The organism is Chelatococcus asaccharovorans (genome assembly GCF_003201475.1).
Classification (GTDB): Bacteria; Pseudomonadota; Alphaproteobacteria; order Rhizobiales; family Beijerinckiaceae; genus Chelatococcus; species Chelatococcus asaccharovorans.
Window position 1 is genome coordinate 82,250 of sequence record NZ_QJJK01000006.1, and the last position, 19,002, is coordinate 101,251.

The 19,002-nt window shown below is 61.0% G+C and carries 18 protein-coding genes; 9 read left to right on the top strand and 9 right to left on the bottom strand.

Translation table 11 applies throughout. From position 1 onward, the window contains the following. Positions 1-5 precede the first annotated feature (5 nt). Positions 6-893 carry an ectoine/hydroxyectoine ABC transporter substrate-binding protein EhuB gene (gene ehuB, locus C7450_RS14810; protein WP_110375240.1) on the bottom strand — a complete coding sequence of 296 codons (888 nt, stop codon included), beginning with the start codon at positions 891-893 and terminating at the stop codon, positions 6-8. 141 nt (positions 894-1,034) lie between these two features. Here ehuB and C7450_RS14815 point away from each other — a divergent pair, with 141 nt between their 5' ends. The 3 genes from C7450_RS14815 (at position 1,035) to C7450_RS14825 (ending at position 4,563) form a co-directional block, all read left to right on the top strand. Continuing rightward, positions 1,035-1,811: a GntR family transcriptional regulator gene (locus C7450_RS14815; RefSeq protein WP_210206455.1), complete on the top strand. Its 777-nt coding sequence runs from the start codon at positions 1,035-1,037 to the stop codon at positions 1,809-1,811. A 210-nt stretch (positions 1,812-2,021) separates the two neighbouring features. Further along, a complete protein-coding gene (locus tag C7450_RS34540) occupies positions 2,022-2,393 on the top strand; it encodes a hypothetical protein (RefSeq protein WP_245449767.1) in 372 nt (123 codons plus the stop codon). 712 nt (positions 2,394-3,105) lie between these two features. Then, positions 3,106-4,563: an MmgE/PrpD family protein gene (locus tag C7450_RS14825; protein WP_170147258.1), complete on the top strand. Its 1,458-nt coding sequence runs from the start codon at positions 3,106-3,108 to the stop codon at positions 4,561-4,563. Positions 4,564-5,149: 586 nt separating this feature from the next. Here C7450_RS14825 and C7450_RS14830 read toward each other — a convergent pair. The 4 genes from C7450_RS14830 to C7450_RS14845 all read right to left on the bottom strand — a co-directional run bounded on the left by C7450_RS14830 (position 5,150) and on the right by C7450_RS14845 (position 7,368). Beyond that, the gene (locus tag C7450_RS14830) at positions 5,150-5,461 is read right to left on the bottom strand and encodes a helix-turn-helix transcriptional regulator (protein ID WP_342588517.1); all 312 of its coding nucleotides are present in this window, start codon (positions 5,459-5,461) and stop codon (positions 5,150-5,152) included. Continuing rightward, positions 5,400-5,882 carry a hypothetical protein gene (locus C7450_RS14835; protein ID WP_110375244.1) on the bottom strand — a complete coding sequence of 161 codons (483 nt, stop codon included), beginning with the start codon at positions 5,880-5,882 and terminating at the stop codon, positions 5,400-5,402. Before C7450_RS14835 ends, C7450_RS14830 begins: the two co-directional genes overlap by 62 nt. Before the next feature lie 27 nt (positions 5,883-5,909). Further along, positions 5,910-6,113 (bottom strand): hypothetical protein, encoded by a 204-nt coding sequence (locus C7450_RS14840; RefSeq protein WP_110375245.1) that lies wholly within the window; start codon positions 6,111-6,113, stop codon positions 5,910-5,912. Positions 6,114-6,378: 265 nt separating this feature from the next. After that, positions 6,379-7,368: a LysR family transcriptional regulator gene (locus C7450_RS14845; RefSeq protein WP_110375246.1), complete on the bottom strand. Its 990-nt coding sequence runs from the start codon at positions 7,366-7,368 to the stop codon at positions 6,379-6,381. A gap of 147 nt (positions 7,369-7,515) precedes the next feature. On the opposite strand from C7450_RS14845, the gene C7450_RS14850 reads away from it, so the two are divergent. The 6 genes from C7450_RS14850 (at position 7,516) to C7450_RS14875 (ending at position 12,655) form a co-directional block, all read left to right on the top strand. Beyond that, positions 7,516-8,289: an SDR family oxidoreductase gene (locus tag C7450_RS14850; RefSeq protein ID WP_110375247.1), complete on the top strand. Its 774-nt coding sequence runs from the start codon at positions 7,516-7,518 to the stop codon at positions 8,287-8,289. Positions 8,290-8,367: 78 nt separating this feature from the next. Further along, positions 8,368-9,744: an aldehyde dehydrogenase family protein gene (locus C7450_RS14855; protein ID WP_110375248.1), complete on the top strand. Its 1,377-nt coding sequence runs from the start codon at positions 8,368-8,370 to the stop codon at positions 9,742-9,744. 13 nt (positions 9,745-9,757) lie between these two features. Continuing rightward, positions 9,758-10,024, top strand: a complete 267-nt coding sequence (locus tag C7450_RS14860; protein ID WP_110375249.1) for a hypothetical protein — start codon at positions 9,758-9,760, stop codon at positions 10,022-10,024. 8 nt (positions 10,025-10,032) lie between these two features. Then, entirely contained in the window at positions 10,033-11,235 is a 1,203-nt protein-coding gene (locus C7450_RS14865; RefSeq protein WP_110375250.1) for a low temperature requirement protein A, read from the top strand. Between the two features lie 13 nt (positions 11,236-11,248). Further along, positions 11,249-11,830 carry a DUF924 family protein gene (locus C7450_RS14870; RefSeq protein ID WP_110375251.1) on the top strand — a complete coding sequence of 194 codons (582 nt, stop codon included), beginning with the start codon at positions 11,249-11,251 and terminating at the stop codon, positions 11,828-11,830. 63 nt (positions 11,831-11,893) lie between these two features. Continuing rightward, complete coding sequence (locus C7450_RS14875; protein WP_110375252.1) at positions 11,894-12,655, top strand: type 1 glutamine amidotransferase domain-containing protein; 762 nt, start codon at positions 11,894-11,896, stop codon at positions 12,653-12,655. Between the two features lie 625 nt (positions 12,656-13,280). On the opposite strand, the gene C7450_RS14880 is transcribed toward C7450_RS14875, so the two are convergent. From C7450_RS14880 to C7450_RS14895, 4 genes are all read right to left on the bottom strand, one after another. Then, on the bottom strand, positions 13,281-14,615 hold the full coding sequence (locus tag C7450_RS14880) for an LLM class flavin-dependent oxidoreductase (protein WP_110375253.1): 1,335 nt from the start codon (positions 14,613-14,615) through the stop codon (positions 13,281-13,283). 78 nt (positions 14,616-14,693) lie between these two features. Continuing rightward, entirely contained in the window at positions 14,694-16,040 is a 1,347-nt protein-coding gene (locus C7450_RS14885) for an LLM class flavin-dependent oxidoreductase (RefSeq protein ID WP_110375254.1), read from the bottom strand. A gap of 21 nt (positions 16,041-16,061) precedes the next feature. After that, positions 16,062-17,156, bottom strand: a complete 1,095-nt coding sequence (locus C7450_RS14890) for a rhodanese-like domain-containing protein (RefSeq protein WP_110375255.1) — start codon at positions 17,154-17,156, stop codon at positions 16,062-16,064. 171 nt (positions 17,157-17,327) lie between these two features. Further along, on the bottom strand, positions 17,328-18,926 hold the full coding sequence (locus C7450_RS14895) for an ABC transporter substrate-binding protein (protein WP_110375256.1): 1,599 nt from the start codon (positions 18,924-18,926) through the stop codon (positions 17,328-17,330). Positions 18,927-19,002: the final 76 nt, after the last annotated feature.

The window sequence follows — 19,002 nt, forward strand, 5'->3', positions numbered from 1 at the left end:
AGACCTCAGCGATAATTACTCCCGCACAGATCACTCGCCTTCGCAGTATCCGGGGCGATCTCCCCATCGGAAAACCCGGACTTTGCCAAGATGGACTTGAGCTTGCCTTCCACCTTCATCTTCGCCAAGCCCTCATTATAAAGGTCCCGCAGATCGGCATCTTCGGGGCGGAACGCTATGGCGGCATAGTTGACGACAGGTTTGCCGCTGACGAGGAGGCCTGTGAAAGGCATCGCGCGCTCGATACCCCGGATATTCGGATCTTGAAGAATGCCGATTGCCGTTCCGGTGGAGAACGTAATCGCGTCGATCCTGCCGGCCATGAGCGCTGAAACGCCCGCTTGCACGTCGGGAAACTGCTGCACCCGCTCTTTCGAGATGCCTGCCTTGATGGCATTCTCCGTATTGGAACTTCCGCGTCCCCCTGCCATCCGGATGGAGGGGGTCTTGGCAATATCCTCGTAGCTATGGATGTTCAAGGGATTGCCGGCTTTTACGAGCACCCCATCGCCGATTGCCAGATCCGGCTCACTGAAGATTACCTGCTCGCAACGTTGTGGGGTGATCGCGAGGCCGGAAGCAACAGCATCTATCCGCTTGGAGATGAGGCTCGGAATGAGCGCACCAAACTCCACGACCACAAAGTCAATTTTCTTGACACCCAATGGCTCGAGCACGGCACGGATCATGTCCGGATGGACCCCTGCCACTCTGCCATCGGGAGTCTTGAAGCCCCACGGCACCTGATTGTGAATCCCGACCTTTAGCTCCGCGCCTGAAAGGACCTTTTCTTTCAGCGATAGGGCAAATGCGGCATTTGCGCCAAAGGCGCAGATAGCAACGATTGAAGCCACGAAGGCGGCCAAACGTCTGTTGGTGCCCGTTGCGGTCATGTCATTCCCCTTCCGATTGATTTTCGCATCGAAATATACTAGGTATACTAATCATGTCAACTCGTGCAGTCGCCGATTTTTCGGTAAGATTATCTGGCGGGAGAGCGACGATGGAGCACGTGGTGAGGAACGGGGTGAATCTTGAGTAACTTGCAACTGGGCGCTTCGGCGTCATCCCTGCATGAGCGCGTTCGAGAAGAGCTTATTCGGCGCGTCAAGGCGGGTGTCTACGGTCCCGGCGATCCAATTCCGTCGACGGCTCTGCTTAGCGAGGAGTTTGGCGTCAGCGCCATCACCGTCAAGCGAGCTCTGCGCGACCTGCAGGCGGCAGGAACTCTGACAGCTGTTCCGGGAAAGGGAACGTTCGTTAAGGAGCAGCGGCGCTTTCTACGAGAGCTCGATGTCTGGATGTCATCGATGGACAACGCGCGTCGACTTGGATTCATGCCAACACTCGAGCTGCTCTCGATTACGCGGGAAAAAATTACTGATCCAAGTATGGGCGTATTCAACCCGCCGGATAGCGCGATGCTGTGCGTACGCAAGACGATCTTCGCGGATGGCGTCCCTATTATGTATGACGCCGCTTATCTTTCATCAGACGTGAGCGACGATATTGTTGAAGAGTTTGGAGAACGCTTCGTAACCGATGCCCTCGAGCGCCACGCAATTATCATCAAGAACACGCGATTGGTCATTGACGCGGCTCCTGCGACTGGAAAAGCGGAGGAAATATTTGGCATCCCGAACGGTTATCCGATGCTGCGCCGCCTCTATATGATTACGACCTCCAATCCGGGAGTCACGGTCTTCGGTCTGGTCGTCTCACCCTTCGACCGCCTCGCATGTTCCATCAATCTTCCTGGGGAAGCCCAAAACCTAAACAGTTTACTCAAGAATAATGCCGCGGTCACTTGACCGAAATTGCAATTTCTCCCGGTGAACCGAGGCCGCTCCTAGAAGGAGCGGCCGCGCCCGGTTGATTTCGAAGGCAGCTTTAGTCCATTATCGAATGCTGCTTCCGCACAGTTCTTTCGCTGTCAAATCCTTTGGCGGGATACCACTATCGCTGATCGCAACGGGTGAGAATGAGACGTATAGATTCCCAGTCTTGATCTTGGTAAGCTCTTGATTAAAGAGATCGCGGAAATCGGAGTCGTCCCGACGAACGGCAATTCCGCCGTAATTGATCTTCTCACGGCCATTTGCTTCAATATGTCCTTTGAATGGCTGAGCGCGCTTAAGACCGGTGATCCGCTGGTCTCGCAAAAGTCCGTTCGCCGACGCCACGCCGAGAAAAAAGGCATCAATCCGGTCCGGCTTAAGGGCGGCAACATCAGCGCTTGTGTCAGGGAAGAGCTGGATGCGGCCCGCATCTGGGTGCAGGCTATAACGTTCGTATCTACTTCAACATCGTCGGCCAGCTTCGGGACCGCGTTCGAAATACTTGGCGGTGAGATGAATGGAGCATCGTCACCAATGAAGCCAGTGTCATTGTAAAATGCCACACAGGAAGGCATTTCGTGTCCGGACGTAACTATTTTGTCGACCATCCGCTCAGCGACAGCTCGAGGATATGGAGAGACGAAACCGATACGTCTTGCCCCGGTTACCTTGAGCGCGGCGAGGATAGCGGTGAATGGGTTCGTGACAGCGGCGCGCGGATGAACTTCGCGAACTCTCCTTTCAACTTCCATAGGCCTGATGACCATGGCCGCCGAAGTGCAACCCAGGGCAATGACGTCGGAAGAGCGCATTGCATTGATATCGCGTATCGCCACATTAAGCTTATTTGCTTGCTTTCTGAGACCTTCAACCGTCGCTGGTTAATTGCGCTTCCGCGATGTAGGAAGGCAGCTCTCGTAAAGCGCCTTCCCGGGTACCGCAAACATCGTACGCGCTTCGGCAGACAATGTCCGATCATTGGATATCACCACCATCCCGATATCGGCTCGCCATCCGATCCCGTTGTCTTTGTGATAGTTCATGCGCGACCACATGCGCGTAGGCGCCTCAGTCGATCCCTGCATCTCAATCTCCCAACGACCTTCGACAAACTCGCCCAAGCTGCCGCTTCCCTTGCCTGGCAAGCCGTGGTGCCGAGATTGGCCTCGAAATATGTTGATCACCTTCTATGGTATACCTAGTATATTTAATTGAGTCGTCAAGCGCTGGCTCTCCGGCTTTGGCGATGAGGACGAGAGGAGCGAAAATGGTTGACCGTGGAACCCAAAACGCTTGCGTAGCGCACTATGATGTGGGCATCGCGCAGCACATCCTGTTTCCGAGCGGTCCGGAACATCTCGATGCGGGGTTCCTGGCGAGATTTCTTTCCGGGCTGCGATTTGAGGTCCTCCCTCCGGAAGTTGTCCATAAAGCCAAACAGATCCTCCTCGATACGATCGGATGCATAGCTGCCGGAACAGACACTCCTTTGGGGAAACGGCTCCTCGATGCCTACAAGGCGGAAGCGTCCAACACGGGATGCGTGGTTCCTGGAAGTGGTATGGCCGCAGGTCCTTCAATAGCCACGAAATTGAATGCGTGGCTTTCCGACGTCCTCGACTACGAGGACGTCGCTGTAGGGCATCCCAGCGCAACGGTGATCCCTGCTGCGATGGCCATGGCCGAACATGTTCGTGCCACTCCCCGGCAATTTCTAACCGGAGTGGTTGGTGGGTACGAGGCGGGTATTCGGCTCCACGACTCGACCCAGGCGAGCCCAGAAGTCTACAAACGTTTCGCCGTCTATCATGCGTGGCACGGCTTTGCCGCAGGCGCCGCAGCAATGGGCGTTTCAGGTGGAACCGAGGAACAATTCAGGTCGGCCCTGGGCCATGCTGCCGCGAATACTTCCATACCGATTTGGTATGTGCAGTACGGCCGCCCCGCGCATGCTCTCAAAGCCAATTATGGTCAAATGGCCCTTGGAGGAATCGACGCCGCGCTGTGCGCTCGCCAGAATATCATCGGCCCGTTCGCGATGATCAGCGACCCCGAACGGGGCTTCGCACGTATCGTCGGTTCCGATAACTTCGACCCGTCGCGTCTCTCTCATGGCCTGGGCGATGTCTGGCGTATAAAAGAGTCTTCACTGAAGGCGTTCCCGGCCTGCGCCTTTCTCCACACAACAGCGGACGCAATAAACAATCTCATTGGGCGCAATTCGATCGACCACCGCAACGTCGAGAAGGTCTGGATAAGGTGCTTCTCGCGAATCCCGCACTGGTTTTCGGATATGGCGCCAGCGTCGGATATCGATGCTCAGCTTTCGATTCAGTATGTCTCGGCGATGGCCCTCTTGTCAGTGAAACCTGGAAGGGCGTGGTATGCGCCCTCACAGCTTGGTGACGCAACGGTGTCTGCGCTGATGAAAAGGATCCACATCGAAGTCGATCCCGTGGCTGAGCAGGGTTTCTGGAGAGAGCGAATGTATCGCTCCACCGTAACGGTGGCAACGAAGAACGGCCAATATTTTACAATGACTGTCGACTGGGCGCCAGGGCATTGGCGCAGGCCGTTCAGTGATGAGGACGTTTTAAAAAAATTCATCAACAACATTAAGGGCACCTCAATAGAAAAAAACGGGTCGCAAATCGCAGACATCATCGTTGGTATGGAGCGTTCGGATTCGCTGGAGAATCTCTGGAAATCGCTTCGAAACCGGTGAACACCCATGCAAGTCGACTAACATGGTCGGATTGAAAGACCGGCTGCCTTGCGCGGAAGAGAGGCCCCATGCGCCACTTCATGCATGCTGGGAATTACGCCAAGCCAAATCTGGGCTTGGCAGCTGAGTGAAGCGGATTGCGGCCAGGCATAGTGAGGGCATCGTAGTCGCAACGAAGTGGCTCGGTGTTTAGATGGGATATTCAGCTGGCAACTTTCATCTCGCGGCAAATTCTGACCATTTCGTCGGGAATGCACACCGAGGTATCTTTGACAGAAACATCTAATCCGGCAAAATGCGTCATCATGCGCCTCCTCTCTGAGTCCCGTGGCTGCGTCACACAGATCACGTTTGCCATCAGCTCAAAGCGCATAACCTCAACTCATCACCGCTAGATACGACGCCAGCCGAATGTCCCATCTGAACATCTAGGCTGGTCCGCCGATCGGCGGAATATGCCCTGCGTGTTAGTGTATTTTACGTAAAATGCACTGAAGCGAGATATCTTCGCCCACTACACAGGCAATATTCAATAGCGGCCCGGTATCAAGCACGGGGCTTTGAAGCCGGTTTTGCCAAGCGGGTGTCAGCGTTTTGTCTTCGTGGGCGGATTCCGCTTGTTGATGAGCTCCCAGATCTCTTCCGCACGCCAGGCTGTTGTTCCGCCCAGACGTACCGGCTGCGGAAACTCACCCGTCTTCACCTTTGCCCAAAACGTGGACTTGCTCAGGGGCAATGGGCCAGTTGGCGCCAGAATCTGCTTTAACCGGACCAAGCCAGTCCGTGGCATCTCCGTCTGCCTTGTTTGTTGGTCCGCAGTCTCGCCCGTTGGTCTCTCATCCGGAGTAAATTGAAGCGGTGCGGGCGATGCAACTGCGGTCGGCTTTTTCCCGTTCATTGCGCGCGGTGCCTTCTGCTCCCCACTTTGTCCAATCCTGCGGGCGTGGTTGCCCCTCGAAGCCTCCCAGGACGCGGCATCCCCCAGCCAATCCCAGCTTCTGCGGAATAACCATGCCGTCATGACCAACAAGGCCTATCGCCACCGCCCGACGGATTCGCTCATGCTGCTCCTTGAAGCTTCTGATCGTCGGCAACGCCTCGTCGGCTGCCAGCGATCCCTCATCGAGCAAACGTGGATCTTTGCCGAGAGACAAGGCCGCAGCCTCCGCCACTGTCCAGAACGGCATTGCCCGCCATTGGGACATATCGAACGAAGCGCCCGGTCGATTGCAGGGCAACAGTCGATCGCGGAGCTCAGGCATGGACAGCGGTTGCAACGTGGCATACAGCGCAGCGGCGGCGATGACCGCGCCCTCCACCTCGGTCCTCTCGTCGTCGCTCCACTCTTACGGATCCGAGAAAACCGCCGAGCCCGACAGAGTACGCCCTATTGCATCATCCGGCAGCGCGCCTTCAGACAGCGCACGCACGAGATCTCGCAGTTCGTTCGTGATCTGCGGAAAGCTGAGCTCCAGGATCGCCCGTGTATGGCCTTCGCGATCAGTCGCGTCAGGCTGATGCCGAAGCAGCTTCCGCAACGCGCGTGCCATACGCCCCCTTCCCCGCCCAGCAGAACCTTAGCAGGCAGGCCGGACCTTGCCGTCCTTCCATGCCACATTCCCAATGCGGGAGAGAGTATCCTTTTGATGATAGCGACCTATTGCGACTTGATCCAATAGCCGCTTAGCGCCCTCATTCCGGCCGTTCGACTGACACGCGAGACTTTCCGAAAGCCGACATTGCTTATGGAGCAGCCCAGCGCCAGCAGATTTCTTCGGCGTATGTGCTCGAATCCCTTTCGGCCCGCCAACTGGGCTAATTTTGCCATTTTAAAGAACCACTTAGCCGCCGATTTCCCTCTATTGCCGCATATGCGCTGTCGGCATTTACCTCTGTGATCGGTTCTTCCAGAAGTTTGCGCCTCAGCAGCTCTTCGAGCCAGTCGGCGAATACCTGTAACCGGCGAGACAGGTGCTGCCTGTGCGGATAGAGCAACGTCATCGGCATGGGTTCCGCACGGTGACAGGGCATCACTTCCAGGAGTTCGCCGGCGTCGAGATGACAACGCACGTCGTAAGCCGGGATCTGGATCAGGCCGAGGCCGGCGAGACAACAGGCGATGTAGGCCTCAGCACTGTTGACCGTCACGCGACCCCTTAGCGGCAGAGTGCGCAGGGCGCCGTCTTCGACCCACTCCCAATCCTCGACCCGGCCGTTGGAGGGCGACGCATAGTTGACGGCCCAATGGTCGCCCAGGTCATCCGGCGATTGTGGTGTTCCGTTCCGCTTCAGATAGGCAGGGCTTGCAACATTGATCAACGGCAACTTGCCGATGGGCCGCGCGATCAGGCCGGAATCGCTTAAGGGTCCGACGCGCAACACGCAGTCGATGCTGTCCTCGACCAGGTTGACCGCGCGGTCGGTCACGCCGAGATCGATGTCGATCTGCGGATAACGATCAAGGAACTCCGGCAACGCCGGCGCGATGATGAGCCGTCCGATCCGACCGGGGACGTCGATCCTCAGCCGGCCCGATGGTTGAGCGGCCGTCTGCCGGAACAGGTTCTCCGTATCCTCGACATCGGCAATGACCCGCTGGCAACGCGCATAAAAGGATGCGCCGTCCTGCGTCGGCGACACTTTGCGCGTGGTGCGATGAAGCAGCCGCGCGCCGACACGGCCTTCCAGTTCCTGAACTGCCGCCGAGACGGATGATCGGGGAATGCCAAGCGTGTCGGCCGCACGGGTAAAGCTCGCGCATTCCACGACGCGAGAGAAGATGCGGAACAGGTCTATGCGGTCCAAGTGGTCGACATCCCAATTGCACGGATTTTCTGACAAGTTATGTCAGAATGATCGTCTTTATCGTGCAATCCTAGACGGTATTGTCGTCTTCAGGAAGCGGTCCCGACATCGACGAGGCCGCGTAGCCGGCAAAAGGAGGCCGCCCCCATGACCGATCACAGCATCAAAGGCAAAACTGTCATCATTGCCGGTGGCGCAAAGAACCTCGGCGGGCTGATCGCTCGCGATCTCGCCGCGCATGGCGCAAAAGCGATCGCGATCCATTACAACAGTGCCGCGAGCAAAGCGGATGCCGACGCGACTGTCGCCGCGGTGAAGGCAGCCGGGGCCGAGGCCGTCGCCTTCCAGGCGAATCTGGTCACGGCTGGCGCGACCGAGAAGCTGTTCGCTGATGCCGTCGCAGCGATCGGCCGACCGGATATCGCCATCAACACCGTTGGCAAGGTGCTCAAGAAGCCGATGGTCGAGATTTCGGAAGCCGAATATGACGAGATGACCGCCGTCAATTCCAAGGTGGCTTTCTTCTTCCTCAAGGAGGCCGGCAAGCACGTCAACGACAATGGCAAGGTCTTGACCGTAGTCACCTCGCTGCTCGGCGCTTTCACGCCCTTCTACGCTGCCTATGCCGGCACCAAGGCGCCGGTCGAGCATTTCACGCGCGCGGCGTCGAAGGAGTTCGGCGAGCGCGGCATCTCGGTGACGGCGATCGGTCCCGGCCCGATGGACACGCCGTTCTTCTATCCGGCCGAGGGCGCGGATGCCGTCGCCTATCACAAGACGGCGGCAGCCTTGTCGAAATTCTCCAAGACCGGGCTGACCGACATCGAGGACATCGTCCCCTACATCCGCTTCATGGTTTCCGAAGGCTGGTGGATGACCGGTCAGACCATCCTCGTCAACGGCGGCTACACCACGAAATGAAGCTGCAGCGCCCCGGCAACGGCAGGCCTGCCATTGCCGGGGCGCTTCTCTTCACGTCGGAATTGAAGGGATGTCGCGATGACCAATCCGTTCCAGTCCATGCTCGACGCCCAGCGCGAACATTTCCTGAGCGATGCGACCAAGAGCTATGAATGGCGCATCGACCAGCTCGACCGCATGGAGCGGATGCCCACCGACAACAAGGATGCGCTCTGCGCGGCGCTTCACGAGGATTTCGGCAAGCCGCCCTTCGAGCAACTGTTCGAGATCACCGTCCCGATGGGCGTGATCCGCTATTATCGCGAGAACCTGAAGACGCTGATGGCACCGGAGCCGGTGAAGATTCCGGACGGCCTCGAGGCGACCGGCAATCGCGGCGTCATCTACAAGGAACCCTACGGCGTCACGCTGGTGATCGGCCCCTTCAACGCGCCGATCCTGCTGCTGCTCGACCCGGCGATCGCCGCGCTCGCCGCCGGCAACACGGTGATCCTGAAGCCCGCCAACACCACGCCGCGCACCGCCGCGCTGCTGGCCGATCTCGTGCCGCGCTATTTCGCGCCGGAGAACGTCAGCATCGTCACGGGCGGGCGCGAACAGATCTCGGCCCTGCTGGAATTGCCGTTCGACTTCATCTTCTTCACCGGCTCCTCGGCCGTCGGCAAGGTGGTGATGCGCGCAGCCGCCGAGCACCTGACGCCCGTCCTGCTCGAACTCGGCGGCCAGAATCCGACCATTGTCGATGCCACCGCCAATCTCGACATCGCCGCCGACCGCATCGCCTGGGGCCACAACGCGATCTCCGGCCAATGGTGCATCGCGCCGGGCTATGTCTGCGTGCATGAGAGCGTCGCCGACGCCTTCATCGCCAAGCTCAAGGCGTCGATCGTGAAGATGTATGGCGACGATCCGAGCCGGAGCCCGGATTTCGCGCGGATGATCAGCACGCATGACGCGGAGCGGGTCGCCTCCTACATCCTGCCCGAGAAGGTCGTGCATGGCGGGCGCTTCGATGTCGCGTCGCGCTATGTCGAGCCGACCATCCTCTATCCGTCCGAATGGAGCGATCCGGCGCTGCAACAGGAGGTGTTCGGCCCCGTCCTGCCAGTGCTGGTCTATTCCGACCTCAAGGCGACGATCGACATCATCAAGCGTAAGCCCAAGCCGCTCGCCGCCTATATCTTCAGCAAGGACCAGGGGACGATCGACCTGGTTCTGGCAAGCCTCTCCTTCGGCAGCGGCTGTATCAACCAGACCAACCTGCATTGCTGGATCGACAGCCTGCCCTTCGGTGGCGTCGGCAACAGCGGAATAGGCAAATATTACGGCAAGGCCGGCTTCGACGCGCTGAGCAACACCAAGGCCATGCTGATCGGCAGTCCCGATGTCGAGCTGGATGTCTTCCCGCCCTATGCGGGCAAGGACATCACGAAGAACCTGAGCGTGTTTTCCTGAGGGGGATCGATCGATGCACATGGCAATGGTGATCGGCGGCGGCATCGTCCTGCTCGGCCTGTTTCTTCTGTTCGGCAGGCTCTGGGGCGGTGTCGATCCGGATCTTGCCATGGCGGCCAAGCTCTTCATCCCGGCCTGGCTCATTGTCTCACTCGTCAATATGTGGGTGGGCGTGACGAAGGCCGGCTATTCGGTGCGCGACGAACTGCCGATCCTGCTCGTCGTTTTCCTCGTGCCGGCGGTGGTCGCCGGTCTCGCTGCCTGGCGGCTGGCGCGGTGAGGAACGCCATGTCCGATCATGCTCCCGCCCATCATCCGCTGCTGCGCCGCCGCGACGGCCATCATGCGAGAGTCAGCTTCGCCGAGCTGTTCTTCGACCTCGTCTATGTGTTCGCGGTCACCCAGCTCAGCCACGAGCTTCTGACCAACCTGACGCTGACCGGCGTCGTCGAGACGCTGATCCTGTGGTTCGCGGTCTGGCTCGGCTGGCAATATACCTGCTGGGTCACCAACTGGTTCGATCCCGAGACCCCGCGCATTCGCTCGCTGCTCTTCGCGGTGATGCTGGCGGGCCTCGTCATGGCCGCCGCCATCCCCGGTGCCTTCGGTGAAAGGGGACTCGTCTTCGCGCTCGCCTATGTCGCGATCCAGGTGGGGCGGACAGCCTATATCGTCTTCGCGCTCGGAAAGAACCATCCGCTCGCCGCCAACTATCGCCGCATGCTCGGATGGGTCACGATCGCGGCTGTGTTCTGGATCACGGGCGCCTTGCTGGAAGGCTGGTCCCGTGCGGCCCTGTGGGCGATCGCGGCGCTGTGCGAATACATCTCGCCGATGTTTGGCTTCGCACTTCCCGGTCTAGGCCGCTCCAGAACCAGCGATTGGACCATCGAGGGCGGACATCTGGCCGAACGCTGCCAGCTCTTCGTGATCGTCGCGCTCGGCGAGACCGTGCTCGCCACCGGGGCGACGCTCGCTCGAACGAACAACTGGGACGCTGCCATTCTATCCGCGACGCTCGCCACCTTCCTCGGCACGCTCGCCATGTGGTGGCTGTATTTCGGGACGTCGAGCGAGGACGCGACGGAGACCATCACGCGCTCCGACGATCCGGGACGCATCGGCGCCTATTTCCACTATCTCCATGCCATCCTGGTCGCCGGCATCATCGCCACCGCCGTCGGCAACGATCTCGTGCTCGCCCATCCGCACGATGCCGTGAAGACCTCCTATGCGCTGGTCCTGTCCGCCGGGCCGGCGATCTACCTGCTCGGCAGCGCCATCTACAAGAAGGTGGTCTACGGCGTCGTGCCCGCCTCGCATATCGCCGGCGTTGCCGTGCTGGCGGCTCTGGTTCCGCTCGCATCCCAGGTGGACCTGCTCACCATCGGCTGGGCGACCACCGTCGTCATGCTCGCGGTGAGCTTCTGGGAAGGGCGTCTGCTGCGCAAGCGCCGCGCAGACCGGGCCGAACGGCAGGTGGCGCATTGAGATGGGGAGCGTCATGCGAAACCTCGCGACCGCGGCAGGTCCGCAGTCGCTACCGGCCACCCCCGCCGATGCAAGCGCCGTCGTCGCGTTCTGGGCGGCTTCGTCGACGCACTGGTTCGACAAGGATGCCGGCTTCGATCATACGTTCCGCGAGCGTTTCCTCGGTCTGCACATGGACGTCGCGGCCCGCAAGCACGACGGCTGGATGGCGTCCTCCTACGGCGCGCTCGCTCTCCTGATCCTGACCGACCAGTACCCGCGCAACGCTTTTCGTGGCACCGGCCACATGTACGCTACCGATCCGTTGGCCCGGCTCTATGCCCATCAGGCGCTCGAAGCAGGGCATATGGACGATGTCGAGCCGAAGATGCGCTTGTTCTTCTCCCTGCCCTTCGCGCATTCGGAAGACATGGCCGATCAGGACATCTCCGTGCGCCTGAACGGACAACTCGGTCAGCCCTGGCTGGATCATGCGCAAGGCCACCGCGACATCATCCGCCGCTTCGGACGGTTTCCGCACCGCAATCCGATGCTCGGCCGTGTCACGACGCAGAAGGAGCAGGCCTTTTTGAATGGGGGCGGCTTCGCGGGGTAGCCGGCCAATCGCCGATCATGGCGCAACGACGCATCGACCCACACGAACTCAGAGGAACTACACATGCCCGCATCGGACCTGACAGTCGAAACCCGCATTGGAACGAAGCGCAAGCCGCGCCGTATCCTGTCCATCGTCTCCAACACGACCGAGCTGAAGGGCTTCCCGGTCGGCTTCTTCGCCGAGGAGATGACGCGGGCCTTCCTGATGTTCACGGAAGCCGGACATCATGTGGACCTCGCCTCGCCGAAAGGCGGCGAGGTGATGTTCGACACCCATAGCGATCCCCGCACGCCGGGCGGCGCCTATGCCGACGATCTCATCAGCCTGGGCTTCGTCCATCATGCAAAGTTCGGAGCACTGTTGAAGAACACGCTTCCGATCAGTGCAATCAATGTCGACGACTATGACGCGGTTTTGGTCGCCGGCGGTGGTGGCCCACTCCTGACCTTCAGGGATGACACCGCGCTGCATGCACTGATCGCGTCGTTTTACGAAAAGGGGAAGATCGTCACCCTGATCTGCCATGGCTCCTGCCTGTTGCTCTGGACCCGCCTTTCGGATGGAAAGCTTTTGGCCGAGGGCAAGAAATGGACCGGCTTCACCAACGAAGAGGAAGAGGCGGTGAATATCGCTTTCGGTATGACGTTGAACGAATACACCATCCAGAGCGAAGCGGCCCGAATTGAGGGCACCAGCTTCTTGTGTCGGAGTGCGAACGAACCGTTCGCCATTCGCGATGGCCGCCTTATTACGGGCCAGCAGCAGTACAGCAGCGGGCTTACTGCGGAACTCGTGCTGGAAGCGCTTGATGAATATGCGTGATCACATGGGCGGAAATGGAATGCGCGCGCTCGAATTGCCGCCCGCTTGCTCGAAAATCCCAGCGCGACCGCCGAACGTCCGAGATGGCCGCCATTAGTTACCCAAATGCCGCCGAAACCCGCCGATAGCCGCAGGGCACAGAGAATCTCATTAATTATCAAATGGTTACGATGATCTCATAGTGCTCATCTTCATCGGCGTGGCCCGCCAGATATTTCTATAAATCATTGATATTATTGATAATTTAGAGCGATGAAATGGCCATCCGCCATTTCGTACCACATTCGTGTTTGGCTATTCTCGGCCGCTGCCGGCTGCCGGCGTCCGATCCGCGAGCTCACGGCCCCGAAATCCTTGAGACCTTACGGCGCCTCGACGTGCGTGGTCGGTATGAAAGCGTGCAGGCTGCGCTCCACCATCGGCAGTGTGTTCCGCTAGGCCGTCGCCACGGCTCGTGCCGATAACGATCCAACCTTCGCGTTGCGCGGTGCCCTGACCGCACCGCAGACAAAGTGTGGGCCGCCTCGGCCGAGCCAAAGGCGGGGGGATTGGACCGTTCCGGAAGCGCGGATGAAGATGCGCCGTCCCCATCGGGTGCCGCTGCCCAAGCAGGCTGCACGATTTCCTATGCGGAGGCCCCCTCGGCAAAGAAGCCGTTCGCCGGGCGCGTCAGGCCGAGATGGTCGCGAAGCGTCGTGCCCTCGTAGTCCCGGCGATAGCGTCCCCGGCGTTGCAATTCAGGCACTACACGATGGACCACATCATCGAGCCCGTCGGGGAGATAGGGGAACATCACGTTGAAGCCGTCGGCGGCTTCGCCATCGATCCAGGCTTCCATTTCGTCGGCAATGGTCTGCGCCGTGCCGACAAAGGCCAGGCCGGCATAGCCTCCGAGGCGCTGTGCCAGCTGGCGCACCGTCAACCCCTCGCGCTGGGCGAGGTCGATCACCCGCTGCCGGCCGCTTTTGCTGGCATTGGTGTCGGGGATCTCGGGCAACGGCCCATCGGGATCGAAACCGGAGGCATCGTGACCGAGGGCAATGGAGAGCGAGGCGACGGCGCTGTCATAGTGCACGAGACTGTCGAGCCGGTCCCGCTTCGCCCGTGCCTCTTCGATTGTTTCCCCAACCACCACCAGGGCACCAGGAAGGATCCTCAGGCTGTCGCGCGGACGCCCGAGGACATCCATCCGAGCCTTGACGTCGGCATAGAAGCGCTTGCCGTCGCCGAGCGTCGAGGAGGCCGCGAAGACAACCTCGGCTGATTCCGCTGCGAGCTGACGCCCTGGTTCGGACGCTCCGGCCTGCACGATGACCGGCCAGCCCTGCGGCGGCCGGGCGATGTTCAGCGGCCCGCGCACCGACAGGAACTCGCCGCGATGGGCCAGCACGTGAAGCCGCTCGGGATCGAAGAACACGCCGCTCGCCTGATCGCGGATGAAGGCATCGTCAGCCCAGCTGTCCCAGAGCCCCTTGACCACGGAGATGAACTCCCGCGCCCGTCGGTAGCGGTCACCATGCTCCATGTGGTCCTCCCGGCCGAAGTTCAGGGCCGCATCCGGATTGGAGGTGGTCACCACGTTCCAGCCGGCCCGGCCGGCGGAGAGATGGTCGAGCGAGGCGAAGCGGCGGGCGATATGGAAGGGCTCGTCGAATGTCGTCGAGGCGGTCGCCACCAGTCCTATCCGTTCGGTCACCATCGCCAGCGCCGACAGAAGCGTGAACGGCTCGAACGACGTCGGCGTTTGGCTGCGCTTCAGAGCCTCGATCGGCATGTTGAGAACGGCCAGATGGTCGGCCATGAACAAGGCGTCGAACTTGCCAGCTTCAAGGGCGCGCGCGAAGCGCCGCATATGCGCCAGGTTGAAGTTCGCATCGGCATAGGCTCCCGGATAGCGCCAGGCGCCGGTATGGATGCTGATCGGACGGATGAAGGCGCCGAGATGGAGGTGTCGAGCCATGGAAGCCCCTCGCCAAAAACAATTGCCAGGGTCGGCGGTCGATCGCCGCCCTGGCCGGTCTACAAGATGCGGGTTTTCTCACGCGCTGGCGCGCGCTACGCCGGAAAAAATGCTGTCGGGACGCGGCAGATCGAAATGGTCGCGCAGGGTCCTTCCGGCATACTCCTCGCGGAAGAGGCCGCGCTTGCGCAGGAGCGGCAGGACTTCGCCTGCGAAGGCGTCGAAACCGCCCGTCAACCAGGGCGGCATGATGTTGAAGCCGTCGGCCGCGCCGGTCTCGAACCAAGTCTGGATCTCGTCGGCGATCTTCTCCGGCGTGCCGATCGAGACGTAGTGGCCACGCGCCCCGGCGAGACGATTGATCAACTGGCGGATGGTCGGCTTCTCGCGGTCGATGATGTCGACGACGAGTTGGAACCGGCTGGCGACGCCGTTCGGCCCGGATGTATCGATGAGGTGCCGAGGGAACGGCCCGTCGAGGTCATGCCCTGTGAGATCAAGGCCGGTCATGTTCCGGAGTTGTCCGAGAGAATAGGCCGGCTGGACGAGATGGTTGAACTCGTCGAACAGCCTTTGCGCCTCCGCCTCGGTGGAGCCGATATAGGGACTGATGCCCGGCAGGATCTTGATGTGATCGGGATTGCGCCCGAGCCCAGCGGCCTGATGCTTGATGTCGGCATAGAAGCGCTGGGCGCTGATGAGCGTCTGGTGCGCCGTGAAGATCGCCTCGGCATAGCGGGCGGCGAAGGAGCGACCATCGTCGGACGAACCGGCCTGCACATAGACCGGGCGGCCTTGCGGGCTGCGTGCGGTGTTGAAGGGCCCCTTGACGCGGAAATGCGGTCCGACATGGTCGATGGCGTGGATCTTCTCGTCATCGGCAAAGATGCCGGCGTCCTTGTCGATGACCAGCGCGTCATCCTCCCAGCTGTCCCAGAGCTTGGTGACGACATCGACGAACTCCGCCGCCTTGGCGTAGCGCTCCGCGTGGTTCGGCTGTTCGGGATAGCCGAAATTGGCGCTTGCCTGGGCGGCGCCGGTGGTAACGATATTCCAGCCGGCTCGCCCGCCGGACAGGTGGTCCAGCGAGGCGAAAAGGCGGGCGAGATTGTAAGGCTCGTAATAGGTTGTGGATGACGTGGCGATCAGACCGATCCGCGAGGTTGCCGCGGCGATGGCCGAAAGCCAGGTCAATGGCTCAAGACGGAAGCGCGAAGAGTATCGGATGTTGTCGGCGAGCACCGGGCCATCGGCAAAGAAGATCGCATCGAACTTGGCGGCTTCGGCTCGACGGGCGAGTTCCTGATAATAGGTGATGTCGAACGCACGCTCCGGGGCGGACGAGGGATAACGCCAGGCTGCCTCGTGGTGGCCGCCGGGATAGATGAATAGGTTGAGGCTTAGCTGGCGGTTGGAACTGGACATGTCGGTCTCCGGTCGGACGAACTAGGCAACGGCCCGCGAACGGGCGTCGGCGAAAGGATGGCGAAGGATGGCGATCTCGAAGCCGCGGCGACGCAGCCAATGGGCGGTCACGGCGGCACGCGCGCCCACCAGATCGTCGATGAGAACGACCCGGGCATGGCGAACCGCCAAGGTCCGGAAGGCGACACCGAGAAGCTGACCGCCGGGCGCCGACAGCGTCTCAGGCAGATGATCGAGGGAATATTCCTCGAGTGTCCGCACATCGAGCAGATAGGTGGTGCGCGCCTGATCGGCCTGCCAGGCGCGGGCCGCAGCGAGATTGACCTCCGGCGTCGCGTCACGGGCGGACAGCGCATCGGCCCGTTGCCGGGCGAGGCGCAAGGCTGCATCGGACACCTGCGGCGCGTAGCTGCGGGTCAGGCCGGTCTCCAGCGACCACCCGGCGTCTCGCCACGCCCGCGTTCCGTCATGCAGATAGGCGACGGGATTGGGCACGCCGGCATCGATGAGGGTCTGGGCGCCCAGAATGGCCCGCGGCAATCCGGCGCAGGAGATGACGACACGGGTGTCGGGAGAGGGCACGAGATCGGCGAAGCGCAGCACGAGTTCGGCGCCGGGCACGGCGATGGCGCCGGGGACGTGATCGATGGCAAATTCCTCGACAGTGCGACTGTCCAGCACCACGTGATCGTCGCCTGCGGCGCGCAGGGCCGCGAGATCGGCGACGGTGAGGACGGGCGTCCGCTCCGCATCCCGCACCCGCACCGAGAACGAGACGCCCGGCTCATCGAAGGTCGGTCGGACAACGCCGGTGCCCGCCAGCCAAGCCGGAATGCCGCCATCAAGGGCGTGGATATCCGTCCATCCCGCGGCCGCCAGTTGGCTGGTAAGACGCGCCGCGATACCGTCACCGCCGTCGACGAGGACGGTGCGGACCACGCGGCGCGGCACGAAGCGCGATATCTCGATGAGCAACCGAGCAGCCGGTATGTTGGTGGCATAGAGGGGCTCGCCCTTGCCGAATTCCTCGCTGTTGCGCAGATCGATGACAGCCAGTTCGCGACCGTCCCCAAGCCAGGCCGACAGGATCGCGGGATCGATGATGTGGATGGTCATGGTGCGTCCTTTCGTGGCGGCCGGTCTCCGAGGGGCCGTCAAAGGGAGAATGATCGGTCCTGCCGCGCGGCGGGACGTGTAATATTCTATATATTTTATCATTTTTATAATCTTTTCTGCGGCGCCCGCCACTGTGTCTGGCCGATGTGCCGCCTCCATTGCCCCGTCGGATCAGGCGTCTGGCGCGATCCAGAGGTCGGCGAAGCTGCCGTTGAGGCCCTCGGCGCCCGGCGCGAAATTGCGCACCTTCTTGGCGGCCACGATGATGCCGGCCGGCGCCACCAGATCGACCGAAGCGACTTCCTCGTGAATGATCTCCTGAAAGCGGAACCAGAGGTCGCGCCGCTTGGCCTCGTCCCGCTCGACAGCCGCCGCCTCCAGCAGGCGATCGACCTCGGGATTGTCGTAGTGGGCTGCGTTTGAGAACGGCAATCCGAGCTGGAAGTTCTTCGACCAGTAGGCGCGCTGCACGCCCAGCGTCGGATCGAACACGTTCGACAAGCTCTCGATCACCAAGTCGAAATTGCGATCCTTGTAGACCTTGGTCAGGTAGGTGGCGAGGTCGTAGCGCTGAAGATCGGCGTCGATGCCAATGCGGCGCAGCGCCTGTTTGACGAAATCGCCAAAGGCGGGAAGATGGAACGGATTGACGGTCAGGCGGGCCTTGAGCCGGATGCCGCCCTCGCCGCGGGTCAATCCCGCCTCGTCAAGCAGCCGTTCCGACAGGGCAGGATCAAAAGGCCAGGCCTCGATCTTCGGATTGTAGAATTTCGGCAGCACGACGCTGACCGGGCTCGGTGAGACCGATCCGTAGCCAAGATAGACCACATCGAGCAGGACCTTCAGGTCGAGCGCATGGGCGACAGCCAGCCGGACCCTGCGATCCTGGAAGACCTTGGTTTCCAGGTTGAAGAAGAGCTGCTGCTGCGGCCCGGAATAGGCGTAGGTCGTGGTGTCGACCACGAGTTGCGGATTGGCCTTGAGGCGTTCGAGATCGGCGAGCGGCACGGGGTTGGCGCCAATATCGACCTGACCGGTTTCCAGCGCCGCCGCGCGGGCGGACGGATCGGTGATGATGCGCATCACCAGGCGGTCGACATAGGGCTTGGGCGCATCCCAGTAGTTCGGGTTCTTGATGAAGAGGAGATGGCTGCCGGGCACCCATTCCTTGAGGATGAAGGGCCCGGTCCCGATCGTCTGCTCCAGCTTCGGCTGCTCGCTGGGCTTGAATGTCTCGTAGATATGTTTCGGCACAATGGGCGATTCCGCGCCCGACAGCGCCGTGATGAGGAACGGCGCCGGCTTTGAGAGAATGAGGATTGCCGTGAGCGGATCCGGCGTCTCGACGCGAACGACATTGGCGAATGTCGCCCGGCCGCGCGGATGCGCTTCGCGCAGGCGCAGGATCGAGAACGCCACGTCGTCCGACGTGAAGGGCTTGCCGTCATGCCATTTGACATTGGCGCGGAGCCGGAACGTGTAGGTCAATCCATCCGGACTGATCGTCCAGTTCGTGGCCAGCACCGGCTTTGGATTGAGGTCGTAGTCGTAGGTGAACAAGCCCTCATTGATCTTGGTGCCGATAGTCTGGCCCGTTCCCGAGGACGTGTTGATGGCGATGATCGCCGACGGCTCCGGAAAGAAGACCCAGTTGAGCGTGCCGCCAAACACCGGCTGATCGGAGGCGGGACGGGCCACCTCCGGCAGCAGGACCGAGGCAGCCGATGTGGCCAGAAGCATCTGATGAAATTGGCGGCGAGACAGGGACATGGTGCACCTCAAGGGTCTGTCGAAACATGGGAAACGGGTGAGGGCGGCGCTGGCGGTTGTGGCGCTGTGTCGTCTG

Coding starts and splice junctions, on each gene's coding strand:
- ehuB (WP_110375240.1), bottom strand. CDS start 893: ATGACCGCAACGGGCACCAACAGACGTTTGGCCGCCTTCGTGGCTTCA.
- C7450_RS14825 (WP_170147258.1), top strand. CDS start 3,106: ATGGTTGACCGTGGAACCCAAAACGCTTGCGTAGCGCACTATGATGTG.
- C7450_RS14830 (WP_342588517.1), bottom strand. CDS start 5,461: ATGAACGGGAAAAAGCCGACCGCAGTTGCATCGCCCGCACCGCTTCAA.
- C7450_RS14840 (WP_110375245.1), bottom strand. CDS start 6,113: ATGGCACGCGCGTTGCGGAAGCTGCTTCGGCATCAGCCTGACGCGACT.
- C7450_RS14850 (WP_110375247.1), top strand. CDS start 7,516: ATGACCGATCACAGCATCAAAGGCAAAACTGTCATCATTGCCGGTGGC.
- C7450_RS14855 (WP_110375248.1), top strand. CDS start 8,368: ATGACCAATCCGTTCCAGTCCATGCTCGACGCCCAGCGCGAACATTTC.
- C7450_RS14860 (WP_110375249.1), top strand. CDS start 9,758: ATGCACATGGCAATGGTGATCGGCGGCGGCATCGTCCTGCTCGGCCTG.
- C7450_RS14865 (WP_110375250.1), top strand. CDS start 10,033: ATGTCCGATCATGCTCCCGCCCATCATCCGCTGCTGCGCCGCCGCGAC.
- C7450_RS14870 (WP_110375251.1), top strand. CDS start 11,249: ATGCGAAACCTCGCGACCGCGGCAGGTCCGCAGTCGCTACCGGCCACC.
- C7450_RS14875 (WP_110375252.1), top strand. CDS start 11,894: ATGCCCGCATCGGACCTGACAGTCGAAACCCGCATTGGAACGAAGCGC.
- C7450_RS14880 (WP_110375253.1), bottom strand. CDS start 14,615: ATGGCTCGACACCTCCATCTCGGCGCCTTCATCCGTCCGATCAGCATC.
- C7450_RS14885 (WP_110375254.1), bottom strand. CDS start 16,040: ATGTCCAGTTCCAACCGCCAGCTAAGCCTCAACCTATTCATCTATCCC.
- C7450_RS14890 (WP_110375255.1), bottom strand. CDS start 17,156: ATGACCATCCACATCATCGATCCCGCGATCCTGTCGGCCTGGCTTGGG.
- C7450_RS14895 (WP_110375256.1), bottom strand. CDS start 18,926: ATGTCCCTGTCTCGCCGCCAATTTCATCAGATGCTTCTGGCCACATCG.